The sequence below is a fragment of the Paraliobacillus sp. X-1268 genome, from assembly GCF_003426095.1.
Classification (GTDB): domain Bacteria; phylum Bacillota; class Bacilli; order Bacillales; family Amphibacillaceae; genus Paraliobacillus_A; species Paraliobacillus_A zengyii.
In genome coordinates this window covers 17,201-39,438 of record NZ_QJSK01000005.1, presented here as the reverse complement: position 1 = coordinate 39,438, position 22,238 = coordinate 17,201, and the positions used below count along the sequence as shown (strand labels likewise).

Below are 22,238 nucleotides of genomic sequence, written 5' to 3'. Positions count from 1 at the left end.
ACTCCTTTTCTTTATTACCACCATTTAACGCCCTCTTTGGCTGCGTAATATATCCGCATAATAGATCTATAAATTAATAGTGAACCTAGTAGCACTGTTGATATTAAAAGAGAAGTGATAACCAACTGCCAGGCAGTCGGCATATCACCAAAAACATATAAATATTTACTAAGATCTAAACCCTGTGCCGTTACCATCTGAATGCCTTGCAATCTATCTATTGCCATATCTAAGAAGGAAATAGGCGGCTGCATGATTTTATCTATGAAACTAATTATTGTATCTTTAATATTCAATTAATCACCACCAACCCGAATAGATGATATTAGTTTTATTGCTGAAATTGCTGTCATAAACCACAACATAAACAATAAAATGTAAGCAATAGAATTTAGCTGCAAAACTTCTAGGTTTTTAAATAACTTTCCGATCATTTCAGAGTAACCATGTCCACCACTGCTACTAGGTGAATATGAAAGGCTTGCTAAGGTTTTTCCAAACCCTATAACAAGCGACCATAGTATTTTTGCTGTTTCAAAGATAACAAGAAACAACTTGACCGCTAAAACCCCGATCATAAAAAGCAAGTGCAGCAATCCGGCTATTAATCCGTATATGGCTTCAAAGAATAAAAGGATAGGATCTAGTAACGATTGCAATAAAATCCCTAATAGATTACCGATCCATTTTATTCCGTCCCATATAACGCCAAACAAACCACCAAAAAGATCGCCTAAGAAACCAAAAAGCTTCCCGAATGCGTCCCCGATCACGCCCATTTAGTAACGACTTCTTCTATTTGTTTTTATAGATCCTACAATAAGATCTATAAATCTATCTGCTACCAGGATCACCATAAGTAGAAAGATAAACGGCGCAAGGTAAAGTAAATTCCCTTTAAAAACTATGTCTATCGTTGCTTGTAAAAGATCTGCGTCCATTTAGTTTGATCTCCTTCCCTTTCTCGGCTCTCTCGGTTGTCTCGTTTGTTTCGGTTCTCTTTTCGGTCTTTGTAACCTACCTCTAGGCGGTTTCATTTCTTTTATTGATTTTTCTAAGTGTGCCTTTGCTTTCTTGCTTTGAAAGTGTATTCTATTTCCATGTTCATCTCGTTTTAATCCTTGTTCTCGTTCTCGTTTTTCTCTTCCTCGTAATCTCTTTTCCCTTACTCGTTCTTGCTTTTCTTTTGCTTGATAAGCTTTTGCCTTCTTACTCTGAAAATGTATTCTATTTCCATGTTCATCTCGTTTTATGCCTTTTTCTCTTATAGATCCTCGTATCAATTTAATAAGTTTAGGAACAAATATAAAAGAAAGAGCAAGTAAAATAAAACCACCTACTAAAGCTAATAAGGCGTTACCGCTTGAAATAAGATCACCAATACCGAACGGCAATTCCATATCTCGTAAATTTATCATTGGTTCTTTTGGCGTTCCAGTTGTAGCTGTAACCCCATTACTTTCTATTCCGTCCGTATCAGTTGTTGTTACGGTATATTCGTACTCGGCTTCTGGTTCTACTGTTAGATCATTGAAATACGTTCCGTTCGTTTCAAAGATTTCTGTTGTTGCTGCATGTGCAACTGAAACGCCCATTATTTTTTGTAACATACTTGTTTCTGTTATTTCATCACGATATATATTTACATGTGCTAGTCTGTCGCTATCCGGCAACGTCCACGAAAGATCCACTCTATCGAATTGCGCTTCTAGTTCTAAATTAATAACCTCCCCAACTGGTGGCGGAGTGTTCGTTGGATCTTCTGGATACTTGTCTTCTGAATCCGGTATGCCGTCACCGTCTTGATCTCCGTTGTTTGGATCTTCTGGATAATCGTCCTCTAAATCTGGTATGCCGTCTCCGTCGCTATCTGGTGGCGGTGAATCACTTGTGTAAACATCAAATTCTCTTACGTCTGTTCCATGCCTTATTCCGGCAAGCTGTATTGTTTTTACATTACTTTGGGGTGGCATTATGGCTATTCTTCCATTATTTTCTACACTAATCCTTTGAAGTAAATTCATATCTGAATCATAAAAACCTATACTTAATGACGACCCCGAAAACATAAGGTAATATTCCGTTATTGTTTCTACGTTTTCCAGTTCATAAGTAATCCGAGAGCTTGTACAACAACTATCCCCATATGCAAAAGTATTTGTGTCGTCGTCCGTTGCATAGCTTGGATTTCCCATTTGATGAGATGAGCTAGGTTCATTTAACACCCCCCCTTCATAAGCAAAGGCGCTAACTCCAGGAAATAAGATAAAAATCGCCGTTGTAAGTAAAAGTATTATTTTTAATTTTCTTTTCATTCGTTATCAACCCCCCTTAGGTATCGGCGCTGTGCTTGTGTCTGCTCCTGGTATTGGATAACCGTCAAAACTTTCTCCTGGTGTCGGTGCTGTCCCTGTGTCGTCGCTAGGTACTGGCGCTGTGCTTGTGTCACCGCTCGGCGTTGGTGAAAAGTTTTCCGATTCTTCCGGCGCTGTTGGTACGGTTGCGCCATCTTGTGGTGCTTCTGGGAAAGTCGCCCCATCTTCCGGGGCTCCTGGTAACTCCACCGTATCTTCTGGCGGTTCTGGCGCTGTTTCCGTTGTGTCTCCTGGATCTGGTGGTATGTTCTCCTGTTCTACTGGCGCACCTGGTAACGGTGCTGCTCCTTCTTCCGGTGCATTCTCTAAAAATTCTTCTTGGCTTGGAAGTCCAATAGTCGGATCATCTGGAAGATCAAAACCACCTGTTGGATCTTCTCGTACTTCTATTTCTTCTGCTTCATTCTTTATATCATCTTCAGTAAAACCCGAATCGGCTAAACCTGGCGCTTCTTTACCTGTTGGCGCTTGTAATCCGCCATTATCTAAAGCACCTGGCATACTTGGTGCGCTCGGTGCGCTTGGTGCGTCTGGTGCGTCTGGAGCTCTACCTAATAAAGCGGTCATATCTGCTTTTATTTGTGGTGCTATTGAATCTCGGAAAATATCTGCTACATTGCCCCAATTTGGAACGGGTGGAATTGCATTTTTAATTTCTGTTAGTTTCGCCATGTACTCGGTGAAATGTGGACTTGAAACAGTAACATTTACGTCTGGATAAACATTTACAATTGTTTCACCACTAGAGCCACCTCCGCCACCTTCTGGCGCATTAAAATATACGTCCGTTCCGTTTGGGTTCGTTGTTTGTACATATGTTAGATAAACAACGCCACCATCATTAGAAACTAATTTAATTGCGTTCGTTCCTGCCGGTGGTGTGACCGTTCCAGATCCGTTTTGTAGTTTCGCTGTACTCATTAAACTAGCGCTACCGTTTATATTTTCGTAATATTGGATAACAGCGTCATTTGAATTACTAACGTACTGGACGGCTAAAAATTCATCGTTTCCGGTTGCTGTATTCGCCCATAAATACCTCGATTCGTTCATTGTTCCAAAATAGTCTATATAAGTCGTTGCAGCTTCAACGATTGCAGAAAAAGAAAAGAAAACTAGAATAGTAACAATAATCAGTTTTGCATTGAATATATTAAACACCTCACGTTCTACTATGAAAAAAAAAGAAAGATAGCCTTTAACTATCTTTCCTTTTTAGGCTAAAAACCTTTTATATTTAGCTTCTTCCTGCTGCAAAAGAATTTCGAATAAGTCCGATTAACTTAGGAACAAATACGAATGCCATTGCTAGTAGTACAAAGCCACCGACTAAAGCTAAAAGAGAATTACCACTTGAAACTAGATCCGTTACGTTGAATGGTAAAGATACTCCCGAAAAGTCTAGTGCTGTTGTTGGTTCTTCCATTTTTAAAACCCCTCTCGCTAATTTTTTAGTTTAGTTTGAGTTACTAGCTAATTAAATCTAATTAGCTTTTTCGCCCTGCTGCAAAAGAATTGCGAATAAGTCCAATCAACTTAGGAACAAATACGAATGCCATTGCTAATAGTACAAAGCCACCTACTAAACCTAATAATGCGTTACCGCTTGAAACAAGATCCGTTACGCTGAATGGTAAAGTTACTCCTGTGAAATCTACTGCCATGATAAAATCCCCCTAATATTTTTTATATAATCATCGGATTTTATCCTATTATTAACGTGTTTTAAAACTCTCTGTATTCAAAATCTTGTTCTTCTTCATCTGATTTTTTGAATGCTTTTATAATCATTGGCAAAAATATTCCCAATGCTGTAATAGCAAATGCAATCATGATAGGTAAGGAAACCCCTTCTAATAGATATTTGGAATAGTTCCAAAATGTGGCCATTCTTTCTGCGTTAAAAAAATTAATTTCAAACATGGCTAATCCCTACTGGATCGTACGGCTTTAATTACAACTTGCAGCAACATTCCCACCGCTATAATAGCAACAATAATCATTAGAAAAGAAGCAACTGTCTTTAACAAAAAACCAAAGGTATTCCAGAAAAAATCCCAATCCCAAACGCCCGATAAATTCATGTGTTTTATTTCCCCCCTAGATTTCTGTTTCTTTGTTTGCTTCGATTATTGTTAGCATTAACGTGCTAGCTACCATAAATGTAAGTACAAAAGCCATAATGTCCGGATTACCTAAAAAGATTTTAAAAGCTTCCGCCATCAATCCGCCCACCGCCATTAACTCAACCCCTTTTTAAGGGTTGTCGTAATTAGTTTGATAATCGGGTACGTTATAAGACAAGCACCTAAAAAAACAATATAGATAAGAAATACTTCTTTCGGTGTCTGGCTCGCTACTTCGTACATAATTACCTACCTCCTAATTACCCGGCTAACAATAAAGAAAATTAATATTGAGAAAAGAATGGTGCTTATAAGTAAGTCACCTACTGTGATCTCATGGATAAGATCTATATTGCCCTGGTCGGTTTCGAATCTGGTCAACTCTCTAATCTCGACTGGTACAACCACTTCCGGCTCATTTTCCAAATTGTTCACCTATCCCCAAAGCAACAAATCGCTTTGCTTTAATAACTTAAATCTATCATCTATTTATTTACTTACATATCCCAAAACCAGTTAATACTATGCCAAAACTTTTAAATCGAAAAATCTTATCTTGGAAAATATAAATCTATTAAGCTTAAAACATATATTTATAACTCTCGTCTCAGATAAAAAACACATAAAAAAACCGTGCAGATTTAAATATATAAATATATATTTAAAAACTGCACGGTTTATATTTAGTTTACTTTCTTAATCTTCTTATCATTGACGTGTTATTAACCTTTCGATTATCCAACCTATATTCTTGTATGAATAGAAGTGATTTTTCTAATAATATCAAATTACCGTTTGAATTTTTGAACATAAAGTGATAAATATTTTTTAGAGAAATCAAAAAAACTATCATAAAAATCAAGAGTAACATTAAGATTGTAATATTCACTAATAAACTAGCATTATCATTTTCAATTATTAATTTTATTAACCCTTGCCAAATAGGTAAAGATGCTGCACTTGAAATTACTAATATTGCAGTACTACCCTTTTGTATCTTGTTAATCTGTTCTTTTAATTGATCTTCCAAAAAATTAAGTTGTTGTAAATCAAATTTTCTTCTTTCTAATTTAGGCTTAAACTTCTTATAGATTTTCTCTATGTCCTTGTCTCGATAAACAAGCATATTATAAATAAAAGTATCAATATTTATATAGGCAATGCCTGTTACTATAAAAGAGAATAAAGAAAAAAAACTTAATTCTAGATTTTCTCCGGTTAATAGGAATAAAAACATAAATAATAATGGAACAAATAGCAAGTAATTTACTTTTCTCAACCTTCTCATTAACTTATAATTTTTATGATCTCTTACATAATCGTTAACTACGTCAGAACACTCTTTTTTGAGCTCGTTAATTATCATAATTTCCCTCCTTCAATAAATCCCTTTAATTATATATCAATAGACAAGTTTAATGAATTGGTCAATATTACACAAAAAAATGTAGAGAACTATGATTAAATTCTCTACATTTCAATATAATCAAATATATCTGTCTGCATCACAAAGGATCTACCTGATTTATGTACGCCCGTTTCAAGCGTTGCAATCCAAGTATCCAAATCCTTTTTGCTGCAACCCTCTTGTTTTAAATCATCTGGCAAAGTCGATAAATCCTGTTTCCATCTGTACATCTGTTTTAACGCCTGGTCAATCCTACCAAAGCCATAAATAGTCATTGTGTTATTTGAATAATTATCACGCACAAAATATTTCTTGAGATACAAGTATGTTTTTCCTTTTGTTCGCACCCTTTCCAAGTACAATAGATATCCCTCCAATTTTCATTTCTTTTTATTAAGCCAATCAATAAATCCGGTTGCATCTTTAAATGCACGTTCAAAGCTGCTATTTGGGCATATTGTTTTCTTTTTATAAGGTTTACTACTATTACCCCTTGGATAATTAGCTCGCCAGGCCGCAACTAATCCATTCTGAAGCCTTTCTATGAAAAGATAGGATTCAAACCCATAACGATACTCATATAATTCACCGTGCCCATATACATTGAAGCCTTTTTGTTTAGCTTTATCATTTTCTTGCAATCTTTCTATTATTTTTTGCTTATTTTCTTTTATTTCATTCTTTAGGTCTGTTGTTATTTTTTCTTTTTGGTATACTAGTTTTATCTTTTGATTATTTATTGTTAATAATTGGATATCTTTGTTATATAAACTATCTAATAAGTTATTTATCATCTTATATTTCCTCTTCAATCACTTCAGAGTTACTTTCAGTTACTTTAGTTACCTCAAGTGACCTATTTTCTTGTTTATCTCCATTATTTTTTTCATATATAGGGTTACCGGATTTTAAGTAACTTTGGGTAACTAGGTAACTATTAGATAACTTATCTCCATAATCATCCAATAAACCTAAACCAAAAAAGAAAGTTTTATTTCCAGTAGATTTCCTTTTTTGAAATCCCTTCATTGTTATACGGTTATTGAATACGCGTTTTTTCATTGGATACTCACCGTTTTCCTCAGCCCACACCATATATTTCTTATGCAGCATATTAACTTGCACTTTAGCATCTGGATTCTTCACACAACATTCTTCTAAAAAGCTAGAAAGTAAATCCATTTCTTCTTTATATTCATCTGTTGCATTTTTAACTTCGTCGGGTTCGCCTAATCCTTCTTGCTGCCATTTTAAGCAGCCATCAACCGCCCATTTTAATATACCTGGTAGTTCATTTTGCAGCTTCTCTGGTAAATGCTTGTCCACTTCTTCTTTAGGGATCGTATAATTAAATGGAATTAATCGAATCCTGCGCCATATTCCTTCATCATCACCTTTAACAATTGGTTTATGATTTGTTGTGAAGAATAACTTAAACTCTGGCATAAACTCAAAGAACTCTCTGCGTAAGAACCTGGCCGTGATTAGTTCGCCACCTGTTAGTTGTTTAATCAATGATTCGGATAGCTTCTGTCCATCTTCAGATTCAACAGCTGAAACAAACCTTGAACCATGAAGCCTAGCGATATCATTATTAATCCCACCTTCATTAATTTTGCTAGTGAACGTATCAGAATTTGTCTGTTTACTGTAATCGCCGAGCAAATCTTTAATCGTATTTATTAATGTACTCTTTCCGTTGCGCCCTGTTCCCCATAAAAAGAAAGCTACTTGCTCATTAGTATCTCCTGTTAATGCATATCCGATAGATTTTTGTATAAAGTCAATTAGATCCTGTTTTAACTCACCATCTTCATTTCTAAAGATATTGTGTAAAAAATTGATCCAATTAGGACATTCTGCTTTTGCGTCGTATTGGATATGTGTATTTTTTGTAATCAAAAATTCTCGCTTATGCTGCAACAATTCACCAGTTCTAAGATCCACAGTGCCATTCGTGCAATTTAATTTAAAAGGATCTCTATTCAATTCCTCCTGGGTGATTGGTAGCATTGCCTGCGCTCTGTTTATGCTATTTAAAAATACGGAGCTTTTTTCACTACTTTGCGCCCATTTATATATCTTCTTACGTTGATCCGTATCTTCAACTAAAGCTATTTCTTTATACATTTCACGAAACGTCTTGATCGCAACACGCTCAATCTTACGTTTCCTATCCTCAATCCATGTGTTACCATCCCACAACAACCATTCTTCAAATTCAATGCAGTAGCGTAAATTATTACCGTTCCGATACACTAAACGCTCTGCATTTCCCATTTCCGTCATATTGAAGCTTGGTTGTTTTGATTCAGCTGTTTGAGCTTGTCCACTCTCAGGTGGTGCGCCATAATCTTTACCACTTGGTTCATGTTGGAAGGCACTTGTTAATGTTGCTTCAAACTCACGATCATCAATAGATGGCATGAAAAAGAATCGATTTAAGAATCGAACAATGTACAACACTTCTTTTTGTGAGTAACCAAATTCTATTAATCTACAACAATGACTGTATAAAGTATTATTTCTCCCACCTTCATAGACTGGAATCTCGAACGGTCTTGATTTGGCTTCAACCTTCTTCAAACGCTCGAAAAAGATTGGCATAGGACTTAACTCATCATTCGCTATATGTACCCACTCACGCCCTTCTGTGTTTGAACTAGGCATGACTACTTGTCCTCTTCCTGCCAGTCGATAGTCACCAACAAAACCACCTGCCATTAACACCTTTGCATCTTGTCCGGTGATCTTGCCTGTTGATTTGAAAAAGAACTGATAACCTCGTACCGTTCTAATTGCATGAAAGTTAAACTCGGCAGCTGCTAACGCTTGGAATATTGCTTCTCCTTCTTGCATATCATCAATATCGATCACATCATAGCCATCCGGAATTACTAACCCTGTCCAACCTTTTTGATTCAACCATGCTTGCTTTTGTGATTCGTCAAGACCTGGCCTATTAAGATCCTGCCATTTCTTCATGAATGGTCTTTTAGCAGTGCTATAATCGCTTTCTTTATTTATATTGGAATATCCAATTAATTTAATTTCCTTTAATGGTTTTGTAGATGTTGGAAATAAAGATCTAAGATCAATTCCATCGTTTTGTGCTATTGCTAGATTCATAGATTGCATAACTCCTTTCTAGTAAAAAAACTTGAAAAAATGGAGAGAAATGATAAGGTATAAGAGTATATATTTTGATTTGGCAGTAAGTGTTGACGCACTTGCTGTTTTTTTATGCCTTCATGCATAAATACCTCTCCATTCTTCAATTGCGATAATAAAATTTGCTCGCATAATCAATTTTGAATCCTTTTTGTTTTAAGATACGTATTACAATTAATAGTGCATTTTTCTTTTCCTGCTTCGATAATATTTTCATTGCCTACATTCCTTTTCAAAATACTGGTATAATTAAGCTACGACATAGTTAACGTTTTTTCTTTTTCTTTAAAGTACGGCTCTAACGCTTTATTAAAAGCTTCCTCTTTAGGAACTGTTCCGTACATTCTTTTACCAATATGAATTGGGTTTTTCTTTTCAGCTCTCTGTTTTGGCATGTTTATCACCTCTTATCACAATCTATGCAGCTGATGCATGTGGACTAACCATATTTTTATTGCTCTGAACGCTTTTTCTTTGAATAAAATATAAAATCATTTAATTCATGGATCTCAAGTGTTGTAAGTCGTTTATAAGCTAAATCGTTTGTATCATGAAAGAATGTAAACATATGACACCAATCACCTGACAAAATTGTGATTTTTGTTCCAATACTGAAACAATCAATTTTGCATCCGTATACTTTTTCTAACGGTTCTTCTGATGTATCAAGTTCTTTTAAACGATACAAAATTCGATCTGGAACACTTGCAGCAGTTAGTTGTTTAATTAATTCAAAATCAATCTTTGTATCTTGATAATGTTCAAAATGGTATTTAGTGTTTTTCAATTTGAATTACTCCTTTCATGCGATTTCAACATCAGTTCTCTTATCGAGAACATTCCGAACAAAAAAAAGCTCATTAATCTCAACAGTAAGGATTTCAGCAAGTAAAGGAATTTTAGTTGCATCAAGTCCTTTTTTTCCTGATTCTATTTCGCTGAGCATTGACGCTGATTTATAACCTAATAACTTTGACACATAAGACTGTGTTAACCCTTTTTCTTTTCTAATCCTTTTAATTTGTTCACCAATTTCACACATATTATCACCTCACTTTATTCTCGTTATGTGAACTATTAATTACATTATATATTCTCTTTTTGTGAATTTCAAGTATTTTATTCACATTTAGTGAATAAAAATTCTCAATATGCGAAAAAATGTTAAAATAACAGTAATGGAGGGATTAAAAATGGATTTTCATGAAAGGTTACGTGCATGTCGTGAAAAACGTGGTTTAAAACAAAACGAGGCTGCTGCAAAAGTGGGCATTAAAAATAATACACTATCTAGTTATGAGAACGGAACTAGACAACCAGATTATGAAATACTATCCAAGCTTTCCGAGTTATACGATATATCTTTAGATTACTTAATTAATGGAAGCTCAAAGAAAGATGATGACAAAAATTTATTCTTTTTTGACATGGAAGGTTTGTCAGATGAAGAAATAGAAGATATTAAGAATCATATTGAATACGTCAAATGGAAGGCTAAGAAAGAGAGGGGAAATTAGTGAAGAAGAAGCAAATTGATGCGATAAGATCGTTACTAATAATTATCTTCTATGTAATTGGTGGTCTATTATGGTTTACAATCTTCGAGCAAAATGTCATTGCAATGTTTGTAATTATCATAATAGCAAGTACGATTCCACGAATATTGACATCCTACATACCTACAAAAAATAAGAAAACAGCTAAAAGGAAAGATAATTCTATTCCAATTAAACAAACCTCTGTTAATACTAGTTCGAATGTTAATAAAGAAGATAAACATTATTTATTGAAAGCTGATATTCAATCACTTAACGGTGATGAATTTGAACAGCTCTGTATGATGTATTTTGAGGATATAGGATATAAACCTAAATGGATTGGTAAATCTGGTGATCATGGTGTAGATTTAATAGTGAAAGACCCTAAAGACGGATTACAAATGGCTGTTCAATGCAAAAGATATAAAGTTGGAAGTAATATCGGAAATGCTGATTTAATAAAATTAGAAGGTGGCAAGAGATTTTATAAAACACCTGGTACTTTTTTTATTACAACAAGTAACTATACCAAACATGCTAAAGAATTTGCTCAAGAAACTGGAATGAAAGCATGGAACGGTCTTCATGTACAAGAATACATAGGTAAATGGAGAACAGAAAAGCTTAAAAAACTAACTTAGTCTCAAAAGCATCCCGTTTTGGGATACTTTTTTTCATTGCACACAAGAACAATTGTTCGTATAATGTTTTTGAGGTGAGAATTTTGTACTATAACTATACTCCTTTTGAATTGGAAAAGTGGATTGAAGTGTTTTACAAAAATATTGGCATTACTAGACCAGACGATATTGATGAGCAAAAAATAGCAAGTGCATTGGGGATATCATTGGATTATTCAGATAGACGATCTTTCTCTTATGAAGATAGATACGATAAATTAATTAATATTAACAATATGCTCCCTAAGCGAATTCAAAGGGAACGCTTCTTTCATGAACTCGGACATATATTAAGACATGCAGGATCTCAATTAATTATGCCTAAGAGTTTTATAGAGCTACAAGAATTTGATAGTAAGAGATTCACTAAATATTCTGCACTACCCTATTCCATGATATTCAGATACGATTTAGAGTCAAACAATATTAGTGGGCAATTAGCGCATGATTTCGGAGTTAGTAAAGAACTTTGTGTTGAGAGGGTTGATAATGTGAGGAATAAAATATTTTCCAAAATGATTTTAGTAATGGAAAGTAACATTACATATTAAAAAATATTTAATTTAGTTTTTTATCATTAATTCTGTATATTCCATGTAAAATTTATCATTTAATAGTACAATATAACTATTAGTAATTTACTAGGGGGTTTTACAATGTTTGAAGCTATCGGTCTATTGGCTATCATTTATTCATTAGGTTACCTTATCTATCATTTTATAAGGAAAATTTTCAATAAGGAAAGACATTTATCAAAAAAAATATTCTTTTCAATTTTTGGAATAGGAATTATATTTTTAATAATTGGTAGTGAATTTAGTGCTTCTGGAAAGTTAGTCAAAGAAACCAATGAAAACGATGAACTAACAGAAAGAAATGAGGAACTTATAACTGAAAAGAAAGAAATAACCGACAAAAAAAATGAACTCGAAAAGCAACTGGAAGACTTAACCGCTAGCAAATCCGATATTGAAGACCAACTGGATGAAGCTGAGAAACAATATAGTGCTCTTAATGAACAAGTCGAGAGCGATAAAGAATTGGAAAGTGAAATTGAAGATTTAAATGTAAGGATTGACGAATTAGAAAGTGAAAATAGCTCTTTACAAAGTAACATAGATACTCAATCTACTAGCGTCTCATCTAATTCTAGCGATAATAGTAGTTCAAATGCAACCAGTAATACTTCTGCTTATTATGAAAATTGCACAGCAGCAAGAGAAGCTGGTGCAGCTCCAGTCTATGAAGGTGACCCTGGATATGCTTCACATCTAGATAGAGATGGCGATGGTGTGGGTTGTGAATAAACTATAATTTAAGTAAAGGGGAAATAGATCGTGACAAAACATTCAGGCGGTAAAATTGGGAAAGCAGGAAAAACTCTTTCTAATTCAAAATCAACCAATTCACAAAAGTCCAAGGCTGCAAAAGCTTTAAACAATCATAAAAATAAAAAACATTAAATACCACATAGGAAGTGATTTAAAATGCTTGAACAACCTGTTAGCTTAATCTCTATAACTAATTCGAATAAAGATCTTACTGATTCTACTAAGAACGCTTATTTTGAAAAATTAGGTGTTAGTATAAGTTCTTCAGAATTAGACGATTTATATAACTTCGTTAAGAACTTAAAAAAACACAAAATTCATACTAACCTGTTTAATGATTTTTATATTGGATTTAAGATTAATCAAATAGGAAAAGAATTTGATCTATTGAGATTTGGCAAAAGCAACATTATAAATATTGAATTAAAAAAAGAACACACTGGAGAAAAAATTGTAAAACAATTGATCATGAATAAATATTATCTTAAGTTTCTAAAAAAAGACGTTTTCAACTTCACATATGTTGCTTCTGAAGAAACTTTATATTATTTAGAATCGAATAATACAATTGTTGAAGTTGAATTTAAATTTTTAATTGATAAATTAATTGAACAAGACATAATAAAGGTTAATAATATAAACAACTTATTTGATCCAGCAAATTACTTAGTATCACCTTTTAATTCAACTGATAGGTTTGTGGAAAATGAATATTTCTTAACTAATCATCAAGACAAAATAAAAAAAGAATTAATTCACACAAGCCAATCTTCGAAGAATAAATTTTTCTCTATAGAAGGTGCCGCTGGAACAGGTAAAACTCTTTTAGTATACGATTTAGCTAAAGAATATATGAATAATCGCAAAAATGTTGTAATAATACATGTTGGAAACCTAAATATGGGACATGATAAACTTAATAATCAATATAATTGGAATATTATACCAGTTAAGAATTTCAAGACATCTAATTATGAAAATTTTGATTTAATTATATTGGATGAGGTTCAAAGAATTAATCCATATCAGTTAGATATAATTACTGAACATGCCGATAAACATAATATTACTTGTTTATTTTCACATGATCCTATTCAGTGCCTACATACGTCTGAAATTAAAAATGATATTCCAGGACAGATTGATAAAATAGTTAATAAAAATTTCAAGTTATCAAAAAAAATACGTACAAATCCAGAAATTAGTAACTTTATACTAAACTTATTTGATCTATCTAAGAAACGAGAAATTAAAAATTTCCAAAATATTGATATTCAATATTTTTCAACTATTGATGAGTCCGAACAATTTATAGATTCTTTACTTACAGAAAATTGGACTACAATTAATTACACCCCTCAAAGGTGGGGTACCTCTTCATTAACAAATCTGAATGTTACTTCTAGAGATACTGCACATACTGTAGTAGGACAAGAATATGATAAAATCGTTGCTATAATTGGTAATACATTTACTTATGATAATAGTGGTAAAATTATTGGAGACAGAAATTCATACTATCATCCAACAAGAATGTTATTTCAAATATTGACAAGAGCGAGAAAAAAAATATGCTTAGTTGTTATTGGAAATGAACTAATGTTAAATAAATGTTTAGAAATACTAGAATCAAAACGCATAACTAACAATTAAATTATTATAAACTAAAAATAGTTCCCACTTTTTGCAGTGAACTATTTTTAGTTTCGCAATTACTATACATCTCATTTGAAATATGGTTCCTTACTGTTTTTTGGGATATAAACAGTTCTTGGGCTATATCTTTTGTTGTTTTGTCCTGTACTAATAGCTCAAATACTTCTTTTTCACGTTTCGTTAATAGTTGCTTCGGCTTGTAGTCACTATCTGTCAAGTCTTAACCCCTCCTTGCTGTCTTTAGAGTCACACTGTGAAGGGTATTTATTTAGTCAAAGTATTCTATGTTAAAAAAATCCTTTCCGTGCTTGCTTCTATCCCGATTAAATAGAAATACACCTTTGTCCTATGGTAACGTAGTCATTTACCTTACTTTAAACAAAAAAGTAAAGTTTTTAAGCCTTCTTTCGTATAAGCATCAAAATCATCGAAACTTATATAATGTTAAATTCGTCTAATCTTATAAAGGGAAGGTGTATAGCTTATGAAAAGAAAATTTTCTATTGCATTTATAATTATATTTTTAACTATTTCACTCGTAGGATGTAGTAATGGTGATATGGAAGGTATTATTTTAGAAATAACAGAAAATGAGATATTACTTTCAAAGAATCTTTCTCATGACAAGTAAAAGATATAAAAGATAAATCAATTTCAGAGATACAGGGAGCCGAAAAGGGAATCCCTTTAATATATTTAGCATATGACAATCCAGAGGAATGGTCAAAAGGTGATGAAGTAAAAGTATGGATTGATGGTGATGTCTTAGCATCCTATCCTGAGCAAGCTAAGGCTAAAAAAATTCAATTTAAATAAGTGCCTAAAATATAAGGAGCAATTGTGAAACAAGATATATGAATTAAAAAGCTAGGAATTCAATTCTGAGCTTTTTATTGATGGTTATCTATACTGTACGTCATAATCTCTTAATACCAGAGAATTCAACCGTTAATAGTTTATCAATAGCAACATAATAAGGAGTGCACGTCCTTGTTTAAGAAATATCTCACTAATTTCTCCAAACCTCTTAGTCTGCTTGTGAACTATGAAGCTTACTTTCTCGAATAAGCACGAAGCCTTTTAGTTTTTCTATTTCCCGAAATTATTGAGGGTTCCCGTTGCTTATTGGCATTTTTTATTTATATATTTCAAGACTTATTTAATTGAACTATTATCAAAATTGCATCTATTATTGTTATAATTAAAGATATTAAAAAGAAAACTAACGGTAGGTAAAATAATTCAATAACTCCTGTCATATTTTTTAAATTCCAATTAAAAACAGAAATATAATGTCAGTACAACTAATCATTATACTGGCATAATTTAAATTATTCATTTTACTAACTCCCTCTGTTTAAATATTAGTTTACCTTCATTCATACTTGTGCATTTTTTTGAATGCCAAAATCTACAGCTGGGACAGCGCTAAAACTAAATCCTGCACTAGCTGGTGTAATAATGAATCCATAAGATCGGATTACTACTTTTCTTCCATGTGCATATTTACGATAACTATCTAAATGAATTGGATTACCCTGTTTAAACCATATCAATTAATTTAGTGAAAACTACAAATTGCATTTGAACCTCAGCCTAAGATAACGTACGCATTTAACTTGTTTTCACATAAAAAATAAAACCACACTCCTAATTAATCAGTTGTGTGGCTTTTCTTTAACATTACATAGTGCTCTTAATGTATCAATTCACTTTTTTTCGCTTCATTTGAAACATGATCGATTTTGTTTGCTAATGGTTTCTTCAAGAATACAGCAAACACAATGGCGCCAATCATAAAGGCTAGTAATACTAAAATATCTCGAATCACAATAGCCTGAACCATTCCACCTACTGCTTCACGTAATAAGCTAATCGCATAGGTGAATGGTAAATATGGATTAATCGCTTGAAAGAATGGTGGTGCAACTTGGATTGGGAAAGTTCCACCAGATCCAGATAGTTGAAGTACTAGGAATATAATTGCTACACCTTTACCAACATTTCCAAATACAGATACAAGCGTGTATACAATTGACATGAAAACCAAACTAATAAAGATACCAAATATAACAAACCAGATTGGTTCTGCGACATATGCACCTAAAATAAACATATCACCTAATGTTACGATCAGAGCTTGCATAATACCTATAGAAGCAAATGTTAATCCCCTGCCAAAGTATATATGCGTATGTTTATACAATTCATCTTTATTCGCAACATCGACTCGAAGTAGTGAAATTAAAAGTAATGCACCTACCCACAAGCTTAATGTCGTATAGAATGGTGAATTTGCTGATCCATAATTAGGAATAGGAAATACCTTGTTCTCTTTTAATTCAATTGGATTTGCTAAGAAGTCACTCTCTTGTTTAATATCATTCTTTAACAGTTTAATAATATCGGCTAAATCTTGTTCTGATTCAAATTCTCGAATCTTATCAGCTGTATTTCGGACCGTGTCTTCTAAACCTGGTAAATCATCCCTAACGAGGTCAGCGATTTTCCCAACAGCTTCTTCTACCTGTGGCAGTTTGTTTTCAATGAAATCTGCTACTTTAGTGATTTCAGCGGCTGCTTCTGGTAAATCATTATTTACAAAATCTGCTGCCTGATGGATTTTTTCCTCTATTTCTGGAAAGCTATTTTCATAAAAATCTGCAGCAGCATCTATTCCAGCCATTACGTCATCCATTTTTTCATTTATTGCTATTGCAGTTTGATGAATTTCATCACCAATTTCGGGTAACTGTTCTTGTAATTGACTTATTTCTTCTTCACCATATTGTAAAGAGTTTTCCGTGTTTTCTAATATCGTTTCAATTTCAGGCAAGTTTTCTTGTGCTTTTTGTAAATCTTCTGACGCATTAGTAGCATCTATTTGTAATTGTTCAAGTCCACTACTAAGTAATGGATTAATTGTTTCATCAAAACGGTCAATCAGATCAGTAGAAGTTGCTACTGCCTCTTCCGATACATTAACTAATTGGTTGATTATTTCTTGGGAAATACTTTCCACATCTTGGTTAATTTCGGTTATTAAAACTTGTTCTTCTTCAAAATTAGCTCCCAATGCTTTTAGTTTCTCTATATCAGAAGTAAGTGCATCATCGTTTTGTTGTTGATTAATAGCTTCCATCACTTGTACTGATTGATCAATACTTGTTATGCTTGCTTCTAAATCTGTGTTTAACACAGGAATTTTTTCCTCTATTTCACTTGTTGATAGTTCATCATTGTCAAGTGCCACTGCAAATTGATGAACTTCTTCCGCTGTTTGTTGATACAAAAGTAGATTTTGTTTTAAAACAGGTGTAACTGTATCAAAAGCATCTTTATTGTCTTCTAAAAAGGTAGCTATTGCATCCGTATAAGCTGCACCAGATTCCGCAATTCTTTCGATTTCCGGCAAGGCCTCTTGTGCTCGAAATACTACTTGCTGTGCCTTTTGTATATCTTCTAATCCATCACTTACTAACTGTTCAACTTGATTGAAGTTTTCATCCACTTCAATAATTGCATCTGCAATACGTTGAATTTCTGGCATTTCTTCTTGGATAATTAAAATTTCATCCCCGACTTTTTCAATTTCAGGTAACTTATCCTCAAGTGTGACGACTGTTTCTGCAGCTTCCATAATTGCGGGCATCTCTGCTTCTAATTGTAAGATTTTATCTGCCTGTTTATTAATTTCAGGAATTTTCTCTTCTAATTGAATTGCTTTATTACCCATCTCTTCAATATCTGGCAAGCGATTTTCTAATGCAAAAATTTTACTTTCAATATTCCTTATTGTTGGCAATTCTTGTTCTAATTCAATTCCTATATCATTAAATATAGTTAATACTGATTCACTGACTGTTTCTATGAAAGTATCACTTGTTTGCGCTATTATTGTTGTCGCGCCAGAAGATGCCATTTTAGGAGCGATCGCATTAATTTTTTCATTAACACTATATTCTATCTCCGGTTTAATTTGTTCATCATCTAATAAAGTCCCGATCTTTTCTGAGAAGTCCTCGGGAATAGTTATACTTGCATAGAAATCTCCATTCCTTACTCCTTTTTCAGCTGCTTGTTTTGAAACAAATTGCCAACCAAGTCCATCATTCTCTTTTAAATTCGCAATAATTTGATCTCCAACGTTAACATCATCATCTCGAATTATTGCGCCACTATCTTCATTGGTAACTGCTATTGCGATATCACTTGTATTGGAATAAGGGTCCCAAGATGCCTTTAAGTTAAACCAAGCATATAGGGATGGTAATATCATTAAAGCCACAATCAAAAATAAAGCAACTGGTGTTTTGATTATATTAAACCAGTCCGTTTTAAAAATCCTGCCAATGTTACGCAAACGTCAACACCTCTTAGTTGTTTATCAAATTTAAATTCATTTTTTAGTCATAAAGAACATTTTAAAACTTTTTATCATATCTGTCACGTTATATTTTAATATATTTGTTAAATACATAAGCTAAATGATGGTTGCATTCCCTTCTGTTTCAAGCGATAATAATGAATAGACTAATTTATTGTTACAGTTATGGAAGGGGACAGACTTGTGCATCACAATTTAAATATGACAGATCAAATAGCAGAGCAGCTTCAAACAACTGGTTCTGGATATGATTTACTGCGCTATGTATGCTTACCAGACTTACTCGGAAAAGATGCTACTACAATTTTATATGTACTCGGGAAAAATATCGCAAGACAAATAGAGTGGCAAACTTTTGATCAAGTCGCTGATTTTTTTAATAATACTGGTTGGGGATCACTCACAGATATTAAACAAAAAAGAAGTGAACATATTTTTGAATTAACAGGACCAGCAATTAGTCAACGTATGAAATCTGATCTAGTCGTTGATTATCGAATAGAGGCAGGCTTTTTAGCAGAGGCTTTTCAACAATTAAAAGGGAAACCTTGTGAATGTAGCGAAGAAATCTATCCTAAGAAAAATACGGTTGCTTTTCATGTCTTATATACAAAATAAATCTAAATATGATTCTTTCTCATTATAACCACAAAAAAACTAGAGCATTTTAATTGCTCTAGTTTTTTTATTTAGATAATGGCTTTAATTCATTTCCAAATACATTAGACAGTATTTTCATTAAAAGGTCAATCAATCCAAAGAAAGTGCTCGGATAAATACTCACTAGTATTAGATTTATTATATCGCTTCCATCAGAAATAATCGGGAAAGAGCCCTCTAAAAAAAACAATAATGATAAAACAAAGATTCCTGATACCGCGTGCAATAAAAATCGACTTATAACTTTAATCAGAGCATTTCTTATTTTATTTGTTACCTTATCTATTCCAATTGAAATTGAGATTCCAAGAATAAAAACTATTGGAGCAACATAGACGATCGAAATCGCAATTGTAAAAACAAATAAGTCAAATAGAAATGTAATAATACTATTACCCAGGGTAATGCCGTTATTAAATAGTACATAAATTACCCCAGCGTTTATTGTTGTTAAAAATGCAACTACTAATTTCCTTTTAAACACAAACATTCTCCTCATTACTTTCAGCATAAAGAATTAATAAATAAACAATAAACGAATCGAGACCAATGAAAATTTTATGGTTCTTTAGTGGTCTCTATTTCGCTGTCGTCTTTATCCTTCTTTAGATGTTCCAATATTATCTGGGCGGTTGGTTCTGGAATCCCTAACCGTTTTAATTCATCTAATGAAGCTTCTTTAATGTCTGTAATCGATTTAAAGTGTGTTAGCAGTAATTTACGTCGCTTTTCTCCAACACCAGGTATGGAATCTAGCTCTGATTTGAAAGCACTTTTTCCACGCAGCTGTCGATGAAATGTTATCGCAAAACGGTGTACCTCATCTTGAATACGTTGTATTAAATAAAATTCTTGTGATTGGCGTTCTAACTCAATAACTTCTGGTGGATTTCCATATAATAATTCGCTTGTTTTGTGCTTATCGTCTTTCGCCAATCCACACAACGGAATATCCAAGCCAAGCTCGTTTTCTAATACATCAAACGCTGCGTTCATCTGTCCTTTCCCACCATCAATTACAATTAGATCTGGAAGGGGATAACCTTCCTTTAAAACCCGCGTGTAACGACGCCGTATAACTTCACGCATTGTTTCATAGTCATCAGGTCCTTCAACATCACGAACTTTATATTTACGATATTCCTTTTTTAATGGCCGACCATCACTAAATACAACCATCGCTGAAACAGGATCTGTACCTTGAATATTTGAATTGTCAAATGCCTCAATTCGATGTGGTATTTCAATATTTAACCGTTCACCTAAATCTTCCACAGCTTTAATTGTGCGTGCTTCATCGCGTTCAATTAAGGAGAACTTCTCTTCCAAAGCAATTTCAGCGTTTTTGCCTGCTAAATCAACCAATTCCTTTTTTCTTCCTCGATATGGAATCGTCACATCTACTTCCAATAATTCTTTTAGGAGTTGAAATTCTATCGGTGCTGGGACAAGAATTTGTTTAGGTTTTGGATGGTTTTGATGTAAATAAAAACGGCCAATGAAACTCATAAAAGTCTCTTCTGCCTCATCAAAAAACGGGAAAATCGAAACATCTCTTTCAATTAATTTACCTTGACGAATAAAGAAAACTTGAACACACATCCATCCTTTATCATAAGCATAATGAAAAACATCACGATTAACTTCATCATTTAAAGTCATTTTCTGTTGTTCCATTACCGCTTCAATATGCTGAATCTGGTCACGTAATTCCATTGCCCGTTCAAAATTCAATACATCACTCGCTTGTTCCATCTTTTCTTTTAAATTTCGTTTAATGGATTGGTGTCCACCATTTAAAAAAGAAACAATATCTTGAACGATATTTTTGTACCTATCTTCTGAAGGCGGGTCTTCTGAGCAAGCAAGACATTGATCCATATGATAATACAAACAATGTCTTCCCGGAGGATTGTTACATTTTCGTAATGGATAAATACGATCTAATAATTTCTTAGTTTCCCTTGCTGCGATAACATTTGGATAAGGGCCGAAATACTTGCCTTTGTCTTTGTATACACGTCGAGTGATTAACAATCTAGGATGTCTTTCATTAGTGATTTTTAAATAAGGATAACTTTTATCATCCTTTAGTAATACATTGTATTTCGGATCGTATTTTTTTATTAAATTCATCTCTAGAATTAATGCTTCAATTTCTGAAGATGTAACGATATATTCAAAATCTACAATTTCTTGAACTAATCGTTGTGTTTTTTGATCATTTGCGCCAGTAAAATAGGAACGAACACGATTTCTTAATAATTTTGATTTACCTACATAAATTATCGTACTGTGTTTATCTTTCATTAAATAACAACCGGGCTGTGCCGGCAATACTGCTAATTTTTCTTTTATTTTATCAGACATATACAGACACTCCACACTCAGTTTATGCTCTATTATAACAAAGAATAATCCCCTGCTACCATAAAAGTAACAAGGGATTAAAATTTCTAGATGCTATTCATTGTTTATGCGTGTTGGTTAATTAACTCAACTAATGCTTCTTTTGGTTGGAAACCAACAACTTGCTCTACGATTTCTCCATCTTTGAAAAGAAGAAGCGTTGGAATACTCATGACGCCGTATTTTCCAGCTGTTTCTTGGTTTTCATCTACGTCTAATTTTACGATTTTAACTTTATCGCTCATTTCGCCATCGATTTCCTCTAATACTGGTGCGATCATTTTACAAGGTCCACACCAAGTTGCCCAAAAGTCCGCTAATACTACGCCTGAACCTGTTTCTTCTGCAAATGTTTTATCGTCTGCTTTTACAATTGCCATTTATATAGCCTCCTCTTAATTTACTAAACATTATTTAATTCTTCATTGAGTATATCATTCTCATTTGCGCTCTGGCTACTAGTTTGCTCATAGCCTACTTTGCCCATTAAAAATAAC

At 33.3% G+C, this 22,238-nt stretch carries 33 protein-coding genes; 9 read left to right on the top strand and 24 right to left on the bottom strand.

Going from position 1 to position 22,238, the window contains the following annotated elements:
- Positions 1 to 14 precede the first annotated feature (14 nt).
- From D2K62_RS08740 to D2K62_RS08680, 18 genes are all read right to left on the bottom strand, one after another.
- A complete protein-coding gene (locus D2K62_RS08740) occupies positions 15 to 296 on the bottom strand; it encodes a hypothetical protein (RefSeq protein WP_117161271.1) in 282 nt (93 codons plus the stop codon).
- The gene (locus D2K62_RS08735; RefSeq protein WP_117161270.1) at positions 297 to 779 is read right to left on the bottom strand and encodes a hypothetical protein; all 483 of its coding nucleotides are present in this window, start codon (positions 777 to 779) and stop codon (positions 297 to 299) included.
- A complete protein-coding gene (locus D2K62_RS18945; protein WP_198671293.1) occupies positions 780 to 941 on the bottom strand; it encodes a hypothetical protein in 162 nt (53 codons plus the stop codon).
- A complete protein-coding gene (locus D2K62_RS08730; RefSeq protein ID WP_117161269.1) occupies positions 942 to 2,315 on the bottom strand; it encodes a thrombospondin type 3 repeat-containing protein in 1,374 nt (457 codons plus the stop codon).
- 6 nt (positions 2,316 to 2,321) lie between these two features.
- Positions 2,322 to 3,536: a hypothetical protein gene (locus D2K62_RS08725; protein WP_117161268.1), complete on the bottom strand. Its 1,215-nt coding sequence runs from the start codon at positions 3,534 to 3,536 to the stop codon at positions 2,322 to 2,324.
- 76 nt (positions 3,537 to 3,612) lie between these two features.
- On the bottom strand, positions 3,613 to 3,801 hold the full coding sequence (locus D2K62_RS08720) for a hypothetical protein (RefSeq protein WP_117161267.1): 189 nt from the start codon (positions 3,799 to 3,801) through the stop codon (positions 3,613 to 3,615).
- A 61-nt stretch (positions 3,802 to 3,862) separates the two neighbouring features.
- Positions 3,863 to 4,039 carry a hypothetical protein gene (locus D2K62_RS18940; RefSeq protein WP_198671292.1) on the bottom strand — a complete coding sequence of 59 codons (177 nt, stop codon included), beginning with the start codon at positions 4,037 to 4,039 and terminating at the stop codon, positions 3,863 to 3,865.
- A 61-nt stretch (positions 4,040 to 4,100) separates the two neighbouring features.
- The gene (locus D2K62_RS08715; protein ID WP_117161266.1) at positions 4,101 to 4,298 is read right to left on the bottom strand and encodes a hypothetical protein; all 198 of its coding nucleotides are present in this window, start codon (positions 4,296 to 4,298) and stop codon (positions 4,101 to 4,103) included.
- A 2-nt stretch (positions 4,299 to 4,300) separates the two neighbouring features.
- Positions 4,301 to 4,459, bottom strand: coding sequence for a PTS ascorbate transporter subunit IIC (locus D2K62_RS08710; RefSeq protein WP_117161265.1), 159 nt, complete (start codon positions 4,457 to 4,459; stop codon positions 4,301 to 4,303).
- 16 nt (positions 4,460 to 4,475) lie between these two features.
- Positions 4,476 to 4,616, bottom strand: a complete 141-nt coding sequence (locus D2K62_RS18935; protein WP_198671291.1) for a hypothetical protein — start codon at positions 4,614 to 4,616, stop codon at positions 4,476 to 4,478.
- The gene (locus tag D2K62_RS19295) at positions 4,616 to 4,744 is read right to left on the bottom strand and encodes a hypothetical protein (protein WP_255421364.1); all 129 of its coding nucleotides are present in this window, start codon (positions 4,742 to 4,744) and stop codon (positions 4,616 to 4,618) included. Before D2K62_RS19295 ends, D2K62_RS18935 begins: the two co-directional genes overlap by 1 nt.
- 445 nt (positions 4,745 to 5,189) lie before the next feature.
- Complete coding sequence (locus tag D2K62_RS08705) at positions 5,190 to 5,867, bottom strand: hypothetical protein (RefSeq protein WP_117161264.1); 678 nt, start codon at positions 5,865 to 5,867, stop codon at positions 5,190 to 5,192.
- Positions 5,868 to 5,971: 104 nt separating this feature from the next.
- A complete protein-coding gene (locus D2K62_RS08700; protein ID WP_117161263.1) occupies positions 5,972 to 6,271 on the bottom strand; it encodes a hypothetical protein in 300 nt (99 codons plus the stop codon).
- An 18-nt stretch (positions 6,272 to 6,289) separates the two neighbouring features.
- Positions 6,290 to 6,703 carry a TubC N-terminal docking domain-related protein gene (locus D2K62_RS08695; protein WP_117161262.1) on the bottom strand — a complete coding sequence of 138 codons (414 nt, stop codon included), beginning with the start codon at positions 6,701 to 6,703 and terminating at the stop codon, positions 6,290 to 6,292.
- 1 nt (position 6,704) lies between these two features.
- Positions 6,705 to 9,038 carry a phage/plasmid primase, P4 family gene (locus D2K62_RS08690; protein WP_117161261.1) on the bottom strand — a complete coding sequence of 778 codons (2,334 nt, stop codon included), beginning with the start codon at positions 9,036 to 9,038 and terminating at the stop codon, positions 6,705 to 6,707.
- Between the two features lie 296 nt (positions 9,039 to 9,334).
- On the bottom strand, positions 9,335 to 9,475 hold the full coding sequence (locus tag D2K62_RS18930; RefSeq protein WP_198671290.1) for a hypothetical protein: 141 nt from the start codon (positions 9,473 to 9,475) through the stop codon (positions 9,335 to 9,337).
- A gap of 56 nt (positions 9,476 to 9,531) precedes the next feature.
- Complete coding sequence (locus tag D2K62_RS08685; protein WP_117161260.1) at positions 9,532 to 9,867, bottom strand: hypothetical protein; 336 nt, start codon at positions 9,865 to 9,867, stop codon at positions 9,532 to 9,534.
- Between the two features lie 15 nt (positions 9,868 to 9,882).
- Complete coding sequence (locus D2K62_RS08680; RefSeq protein WP_117161259.1) at positions 9,883 to 10,122, bottom strand: helix-turn-helix domain-containing protein; 240 nt, start codon at positions 10,120 to 10,122, stop codon at positions 9,883 to 9,885.
- Positions 10,123 to 10,273: 151 nt separating this feature from the next.
- Between D2K62_RS08680 and D2K62_RS08675 the strand changes: the two genes are divergently transcribed.
- The 6 genes from D2K62_RS08675 (at position 10,274) to D2K62_RS08655 (ending at position 14,282) form a co-directional block, all read left to right on the top strand.
- Positions 10,274 to 10,597, top strand: coding sequence for a helix-turn-helix domain-containing protein (locus D2K62_RS08675; RefSeq protein ID WP_117161258.1), 324 nt, complete (start codon positions 10,274 to 10,276; stop codon positions 10,595 to 10,597).
- On the top strand, positions 10,597 to 11,259 hold the full coding sequence (locus tag D2K62_RS08670) for a restriction endonuclease (RefSeq protein WP_117161257.1): 663 nt from the start codon (positions 10,597 to 10,599) through the stop codon (positions 11,257 to 11,259). Before D2K62_RS08675 ends, D2K62_RS08670 begins: the two co-directional genes overlap by 1 nt.
- 83 nt (positions 11,260 to 11,342) lie before the next feature.
- The gene (locus D2K62_RS08665; RefSeq protein WP_157967872.1) at positions 11,343 to 11,849 is read left to right on the top strand and encodes an ImmA/IrrE family metallo-endopeptidase; all 507 of its coding nucleotides are present in this window, start codon (positions 11,343 to 11,345) and stop codon (positions 11,847 to 11,849) included.
- 105 nt (positions 11,850 to 11,954) lie between these two features.
- Positions 11,955 to 12,605 (top strand): excalibur calcium-binding domain-containing protein, encoded by a 651-nt coding sequence (locus D2K62_RS08660; RefSeq protein WP_117161255.1) that lies wholly within the window; start codon positions 11,955 to 11,957, stop codon positions 12,603 to 12,605.
- 30 nt (positions 12,606 to 12,635) lie between these two features.
- Entirely contained in the window at positions 12,636 to 12,761 is a 126-nt protein-coding gene (locus D2K62_RS19290; RefSeq protein ID WP_255421363.1) for a hypothetical protein, read from the top strand.
- A gap of 24 nt (positions 12,762 to 12,785) precedes the next feature.
- Positions 12,786 to 14,282, top strand: a complete 1,497-nt coding sequence (locus tag D2K62_RS08655; RefSeq protein ID WP_117161254.1) for a DNA/RNA helicase domain-containing protein — start codon at positions 12,786 to 12,788, stop codon at positions 14,280 to 14,282.
- 4 nt (positions 14,283 to 14,286) lie between these two features.
- On the opposite strand, the gene D2K62_RS08650 is transcribed toward D2K62_RS08655, so the two are convergent.
- A complete protein-coding gene (locus D2K62_RS08650; RefSeq protein WP_117161253.1) occupies positions 14,287 to 14,502 on the bottom strand; it encodes a helix-turn-helix domain-containing protein in 216 nt (71 codons plus the stop codon).
- A 267-nt stretch (positions 14,503 to 14,769) separates the two neighbouring features.
- On the opposite strand from D2K62_RS08650, the gene D2K62_RS19110 reads away from it, so the two are divergent.
- Both D2K62_RS19110 and D2K62_RS19105 read left to right on the top strand, forming a co-directional pair.
- Entirely contained in the window at positions 14,770 to 14,916 is a 147-nt protein-coding gene (locus D2K62_RS19110) for a hypothetical protein (RefSeq protein ID WP_232827990.1), read from the top strand.
- Positions 14,917 to 14,921: 5 nt separating this feature from the next.
- On the top strand, positions 14,922 to 15,101 hold the full coding sequence (locus D2K62_RS19105) for a DUF3221 domain-containing protein (protein WP_369974645.1): 180 nt from the start codon (positions 14,922 to 14,924) through the stop codon (positions 15,099 to 15,101).
- 563 nt (positions 15,102 to 15,664) lie between these two features.
- Here the strand turns inward: D2K62_RS19105 and D2K62_RS18735 are convergent.
- Together D2K62_RS18735 and D2K62_RS08640 are read right to left on the bottom strand one after the other, a co-directional pair.
- Positions 15,665 to 15,841 carry a hypothetical protein gene (locus D2K62_RS18735; RefSeq protein ID WP_157967871.1) on the bottom strand — a complete coding sequence of 59 codons (177 nt, stop codon included), beginning with the start codon at positions 15,839 to 15,841 and terminating at the stop codon, positions 15,665 to 15,667.
- A gap of 140 nt (positions 15,842 to 15,981) precedes the next feature.
- Positions 15,982 to 18,648 carry a YhgE/Pip domain-containing protein gene (locus tag D2K62_RS08640; protein ID WP_117161252.1) on the bottom strand — a complete coding sequence of 889 codons (2,667 nt, stop codon included), beginning with the start codon at positions 18,646 to 18,648 and terminating at the stop codon, positions 15,982 to 15,984.
- A 207-nt stretch (positions 18,649 to 18,855) separates the two neighbouring features.
- On the opposite strand from D2K62_RS08640, the gene D2K62_RS08635 reads away from it, so the two are divergent.
- Positions 18,856 to 19,290 (top strand): YslB family protein, encoded by a 435-nt coding sequence (locus D2K62_RS08635; RefSeq protein WP_232827989.1) that lies wholly within the window; start codon positions 18,856 to 18,858, stop codon positions 19,288 to 19,290.
- Between the two features lie 67 nt (positions 19,291 to 19,357).
- Here D2K62_RS08635 and D2K62_RS08630 read toward each other — a convergent pair whose 3' ends face one another.
- From D2K62_RS08630 to trxA, 3 genes are all read right to left on the bottom strand, one after another.
- Entirely contained in the window at positions 19,358 to 19,816 is a 459-nt protein-coding gene (locus D2K62_RS08630; RefSeq protein WP_117149216.1) for a hypothetical protein, read from the bottom strand.
- A 74-nt stretch (positions 19,817 to 19,890) separates the two neighbouring features.
- Entirely contained in the window at positions 19,891 to 21,702 is a 1,812-nt protein-coding gene (gene uvrC, locus D2K62_RS08625) for an excinuclease ABC subunit UvrC (protein ID WP_112181556.1), read from the bottom strand.
- 104 nt (positions 21,703 to 21,806) lie between these two features.
- Positions 21,807 to 22,121, bottom strand: a complete 315-nt coding sequence (gene trxA / locus D2K62_RS08620; protein ID WP_112181557.1) for a thioredoxin — start codon at positions 22,119 to 22,121, stop codon at positions 21,807 to 21,809.
- Positions 22,122 to 22,238: the final 117 nt, after the last annotated feature.

Bases quoted from the DNA above. Each gene is read 5' to 3' on its own strand.
- D2K62_RS08735 (WP_117161270.1), bottom strand. From the start codon at position 779: ATGGGCGTGATCGGGGACGCATTCGGGAAGCTTTTTGGTTTCTTAGGC.
- D2K62_RS18945 (WP_198671293.1), bottom strand. From the start codon at position 941: ATGGACGCAGATCTTTTACAAGCAACGATAGACATAGTTTTTAAAGGG.
- D2K62_RS08730 (WP_117161269.1), bottom strand. From the start codon at position 2,315: ATGAAAAGAAAATTAAAAATAATACTTTTACTTACAACGGCGATTTTT.
- D2K62_RS08720 (WP_117161267.1), bottom strand. From the start codon at position 3,801: ATGGAAGAACCAACAACAGCACTAGACTTTTCGGGAGTATCTTTACCA.
- D2K62_RS18940 (WP_198671292.1), bottom strand. From the start codon at position 4,039: ATGGCAGTAGATTTCACAGGAGTAACTTTACCATTCAGCGTAACGGAT.
- D2K62_RS08715 (WP_117161266.1), bottom strand. From the start codon at position 4,298: ATGTTTGAAATTAATTTTTTTAACGCAGAAAGAATGGCCACATTTTGG.
- D2K62_RS08710 (WP_117161265.1), bottom strand. From the start codon at position 4,459: ATGAATTTATCGGGCGTTTGGGATTGGGATTTTTTCTGGAATACCTTT.
- D2K62_RS18935 (WP_198671291.1), bottom strand. From the start codon at position 4,616: ATGGCGGTGGGCGGATTGATGGCGGAAGCTTTTAAAATCTTTTTAGGT.
- D2K62_RS19295 (WP_255421364.1), bottom strand. From the start codon at position 4,744: ATGTACGAAGTAGCGAGCCAGACACCGAAAGAAGTATTTCTTATCTAT.
- D2K62_RS08705 (WP_117161264.1), bottom strand. From the start codon at position 5,867: ATGATAATTAACGAGCTCAAAAAAGAGTGTTCTGACGTAGTTAACGAT.
- D2K62_RS08695 (WP_117161262.1), bottom strand. From the start codon at position 6,703: ATGATAAATAACTTATTAGATAGTTTATATAACAAAGATATCCAATTA.
- D2K62_RS08690 (WP_117161261.1), bottom strand. From the start codon at position 9,038: ATGAATCTAGCAATAGCACAAAACGATGGAATTGATCTTAGATCTTTA.
- D2K62_RS18930 (WP_198671290.1), bottom strand. From the start codon at position 9,475: ATGCCAAAACAGAGAGCTGAAAAGAAAAACCCAATTCATATTGGTAAA.
- D2K62_RS08680 (WP_117161259.1), bottom strand. From the start codon at position 10,122: ATGTGTGAAATTGGTGAACAAATTAAAAGGATTAGAAAAGAAAAAGGG.
- D2K62_RS08675 (WP_117161258.1), top strand. From the start codon at position 10,274: ATGGATTTTCATGAAAGGTTACGTGCATGTCGTGAAAAACGTGGTTTA.
- D2K62_RS08660 (WP_117161255.1), top strand. From the start codon at position 11,955: ATGTTTGAAGCTATCGGTCTATTGGCTATCATTTATTCATTAGGTTAC.
- D2K62_RS08655 (WP_117161254.1), top strand. From the start codon at position 12,786: ATGCTTGAACAACCTGTTAGCTTAATCTCTATAACTAATTCGAATAAA.
- D2K62_RS19110 (WP_232827990.1), top strand. From the start codon at position 14,770: ATGAAAAGAAAATTTTCTATTGCATTTATAATTATATTTTTAACTATT.
- uvrC (WP_112181556.1), bottom strand. From the start codon at position 21,702: ATGTCTGATAAAATAAAAGAAAAATTAGCAGTATTGCCGGCACAGCCC.
- trxA (WP_112181557.1), bottom strand. From the start codon at position 22,121: ATGGCAATTGTAAAAGCAGACGATAAAACATTTGCAGAAGAAACAGGT.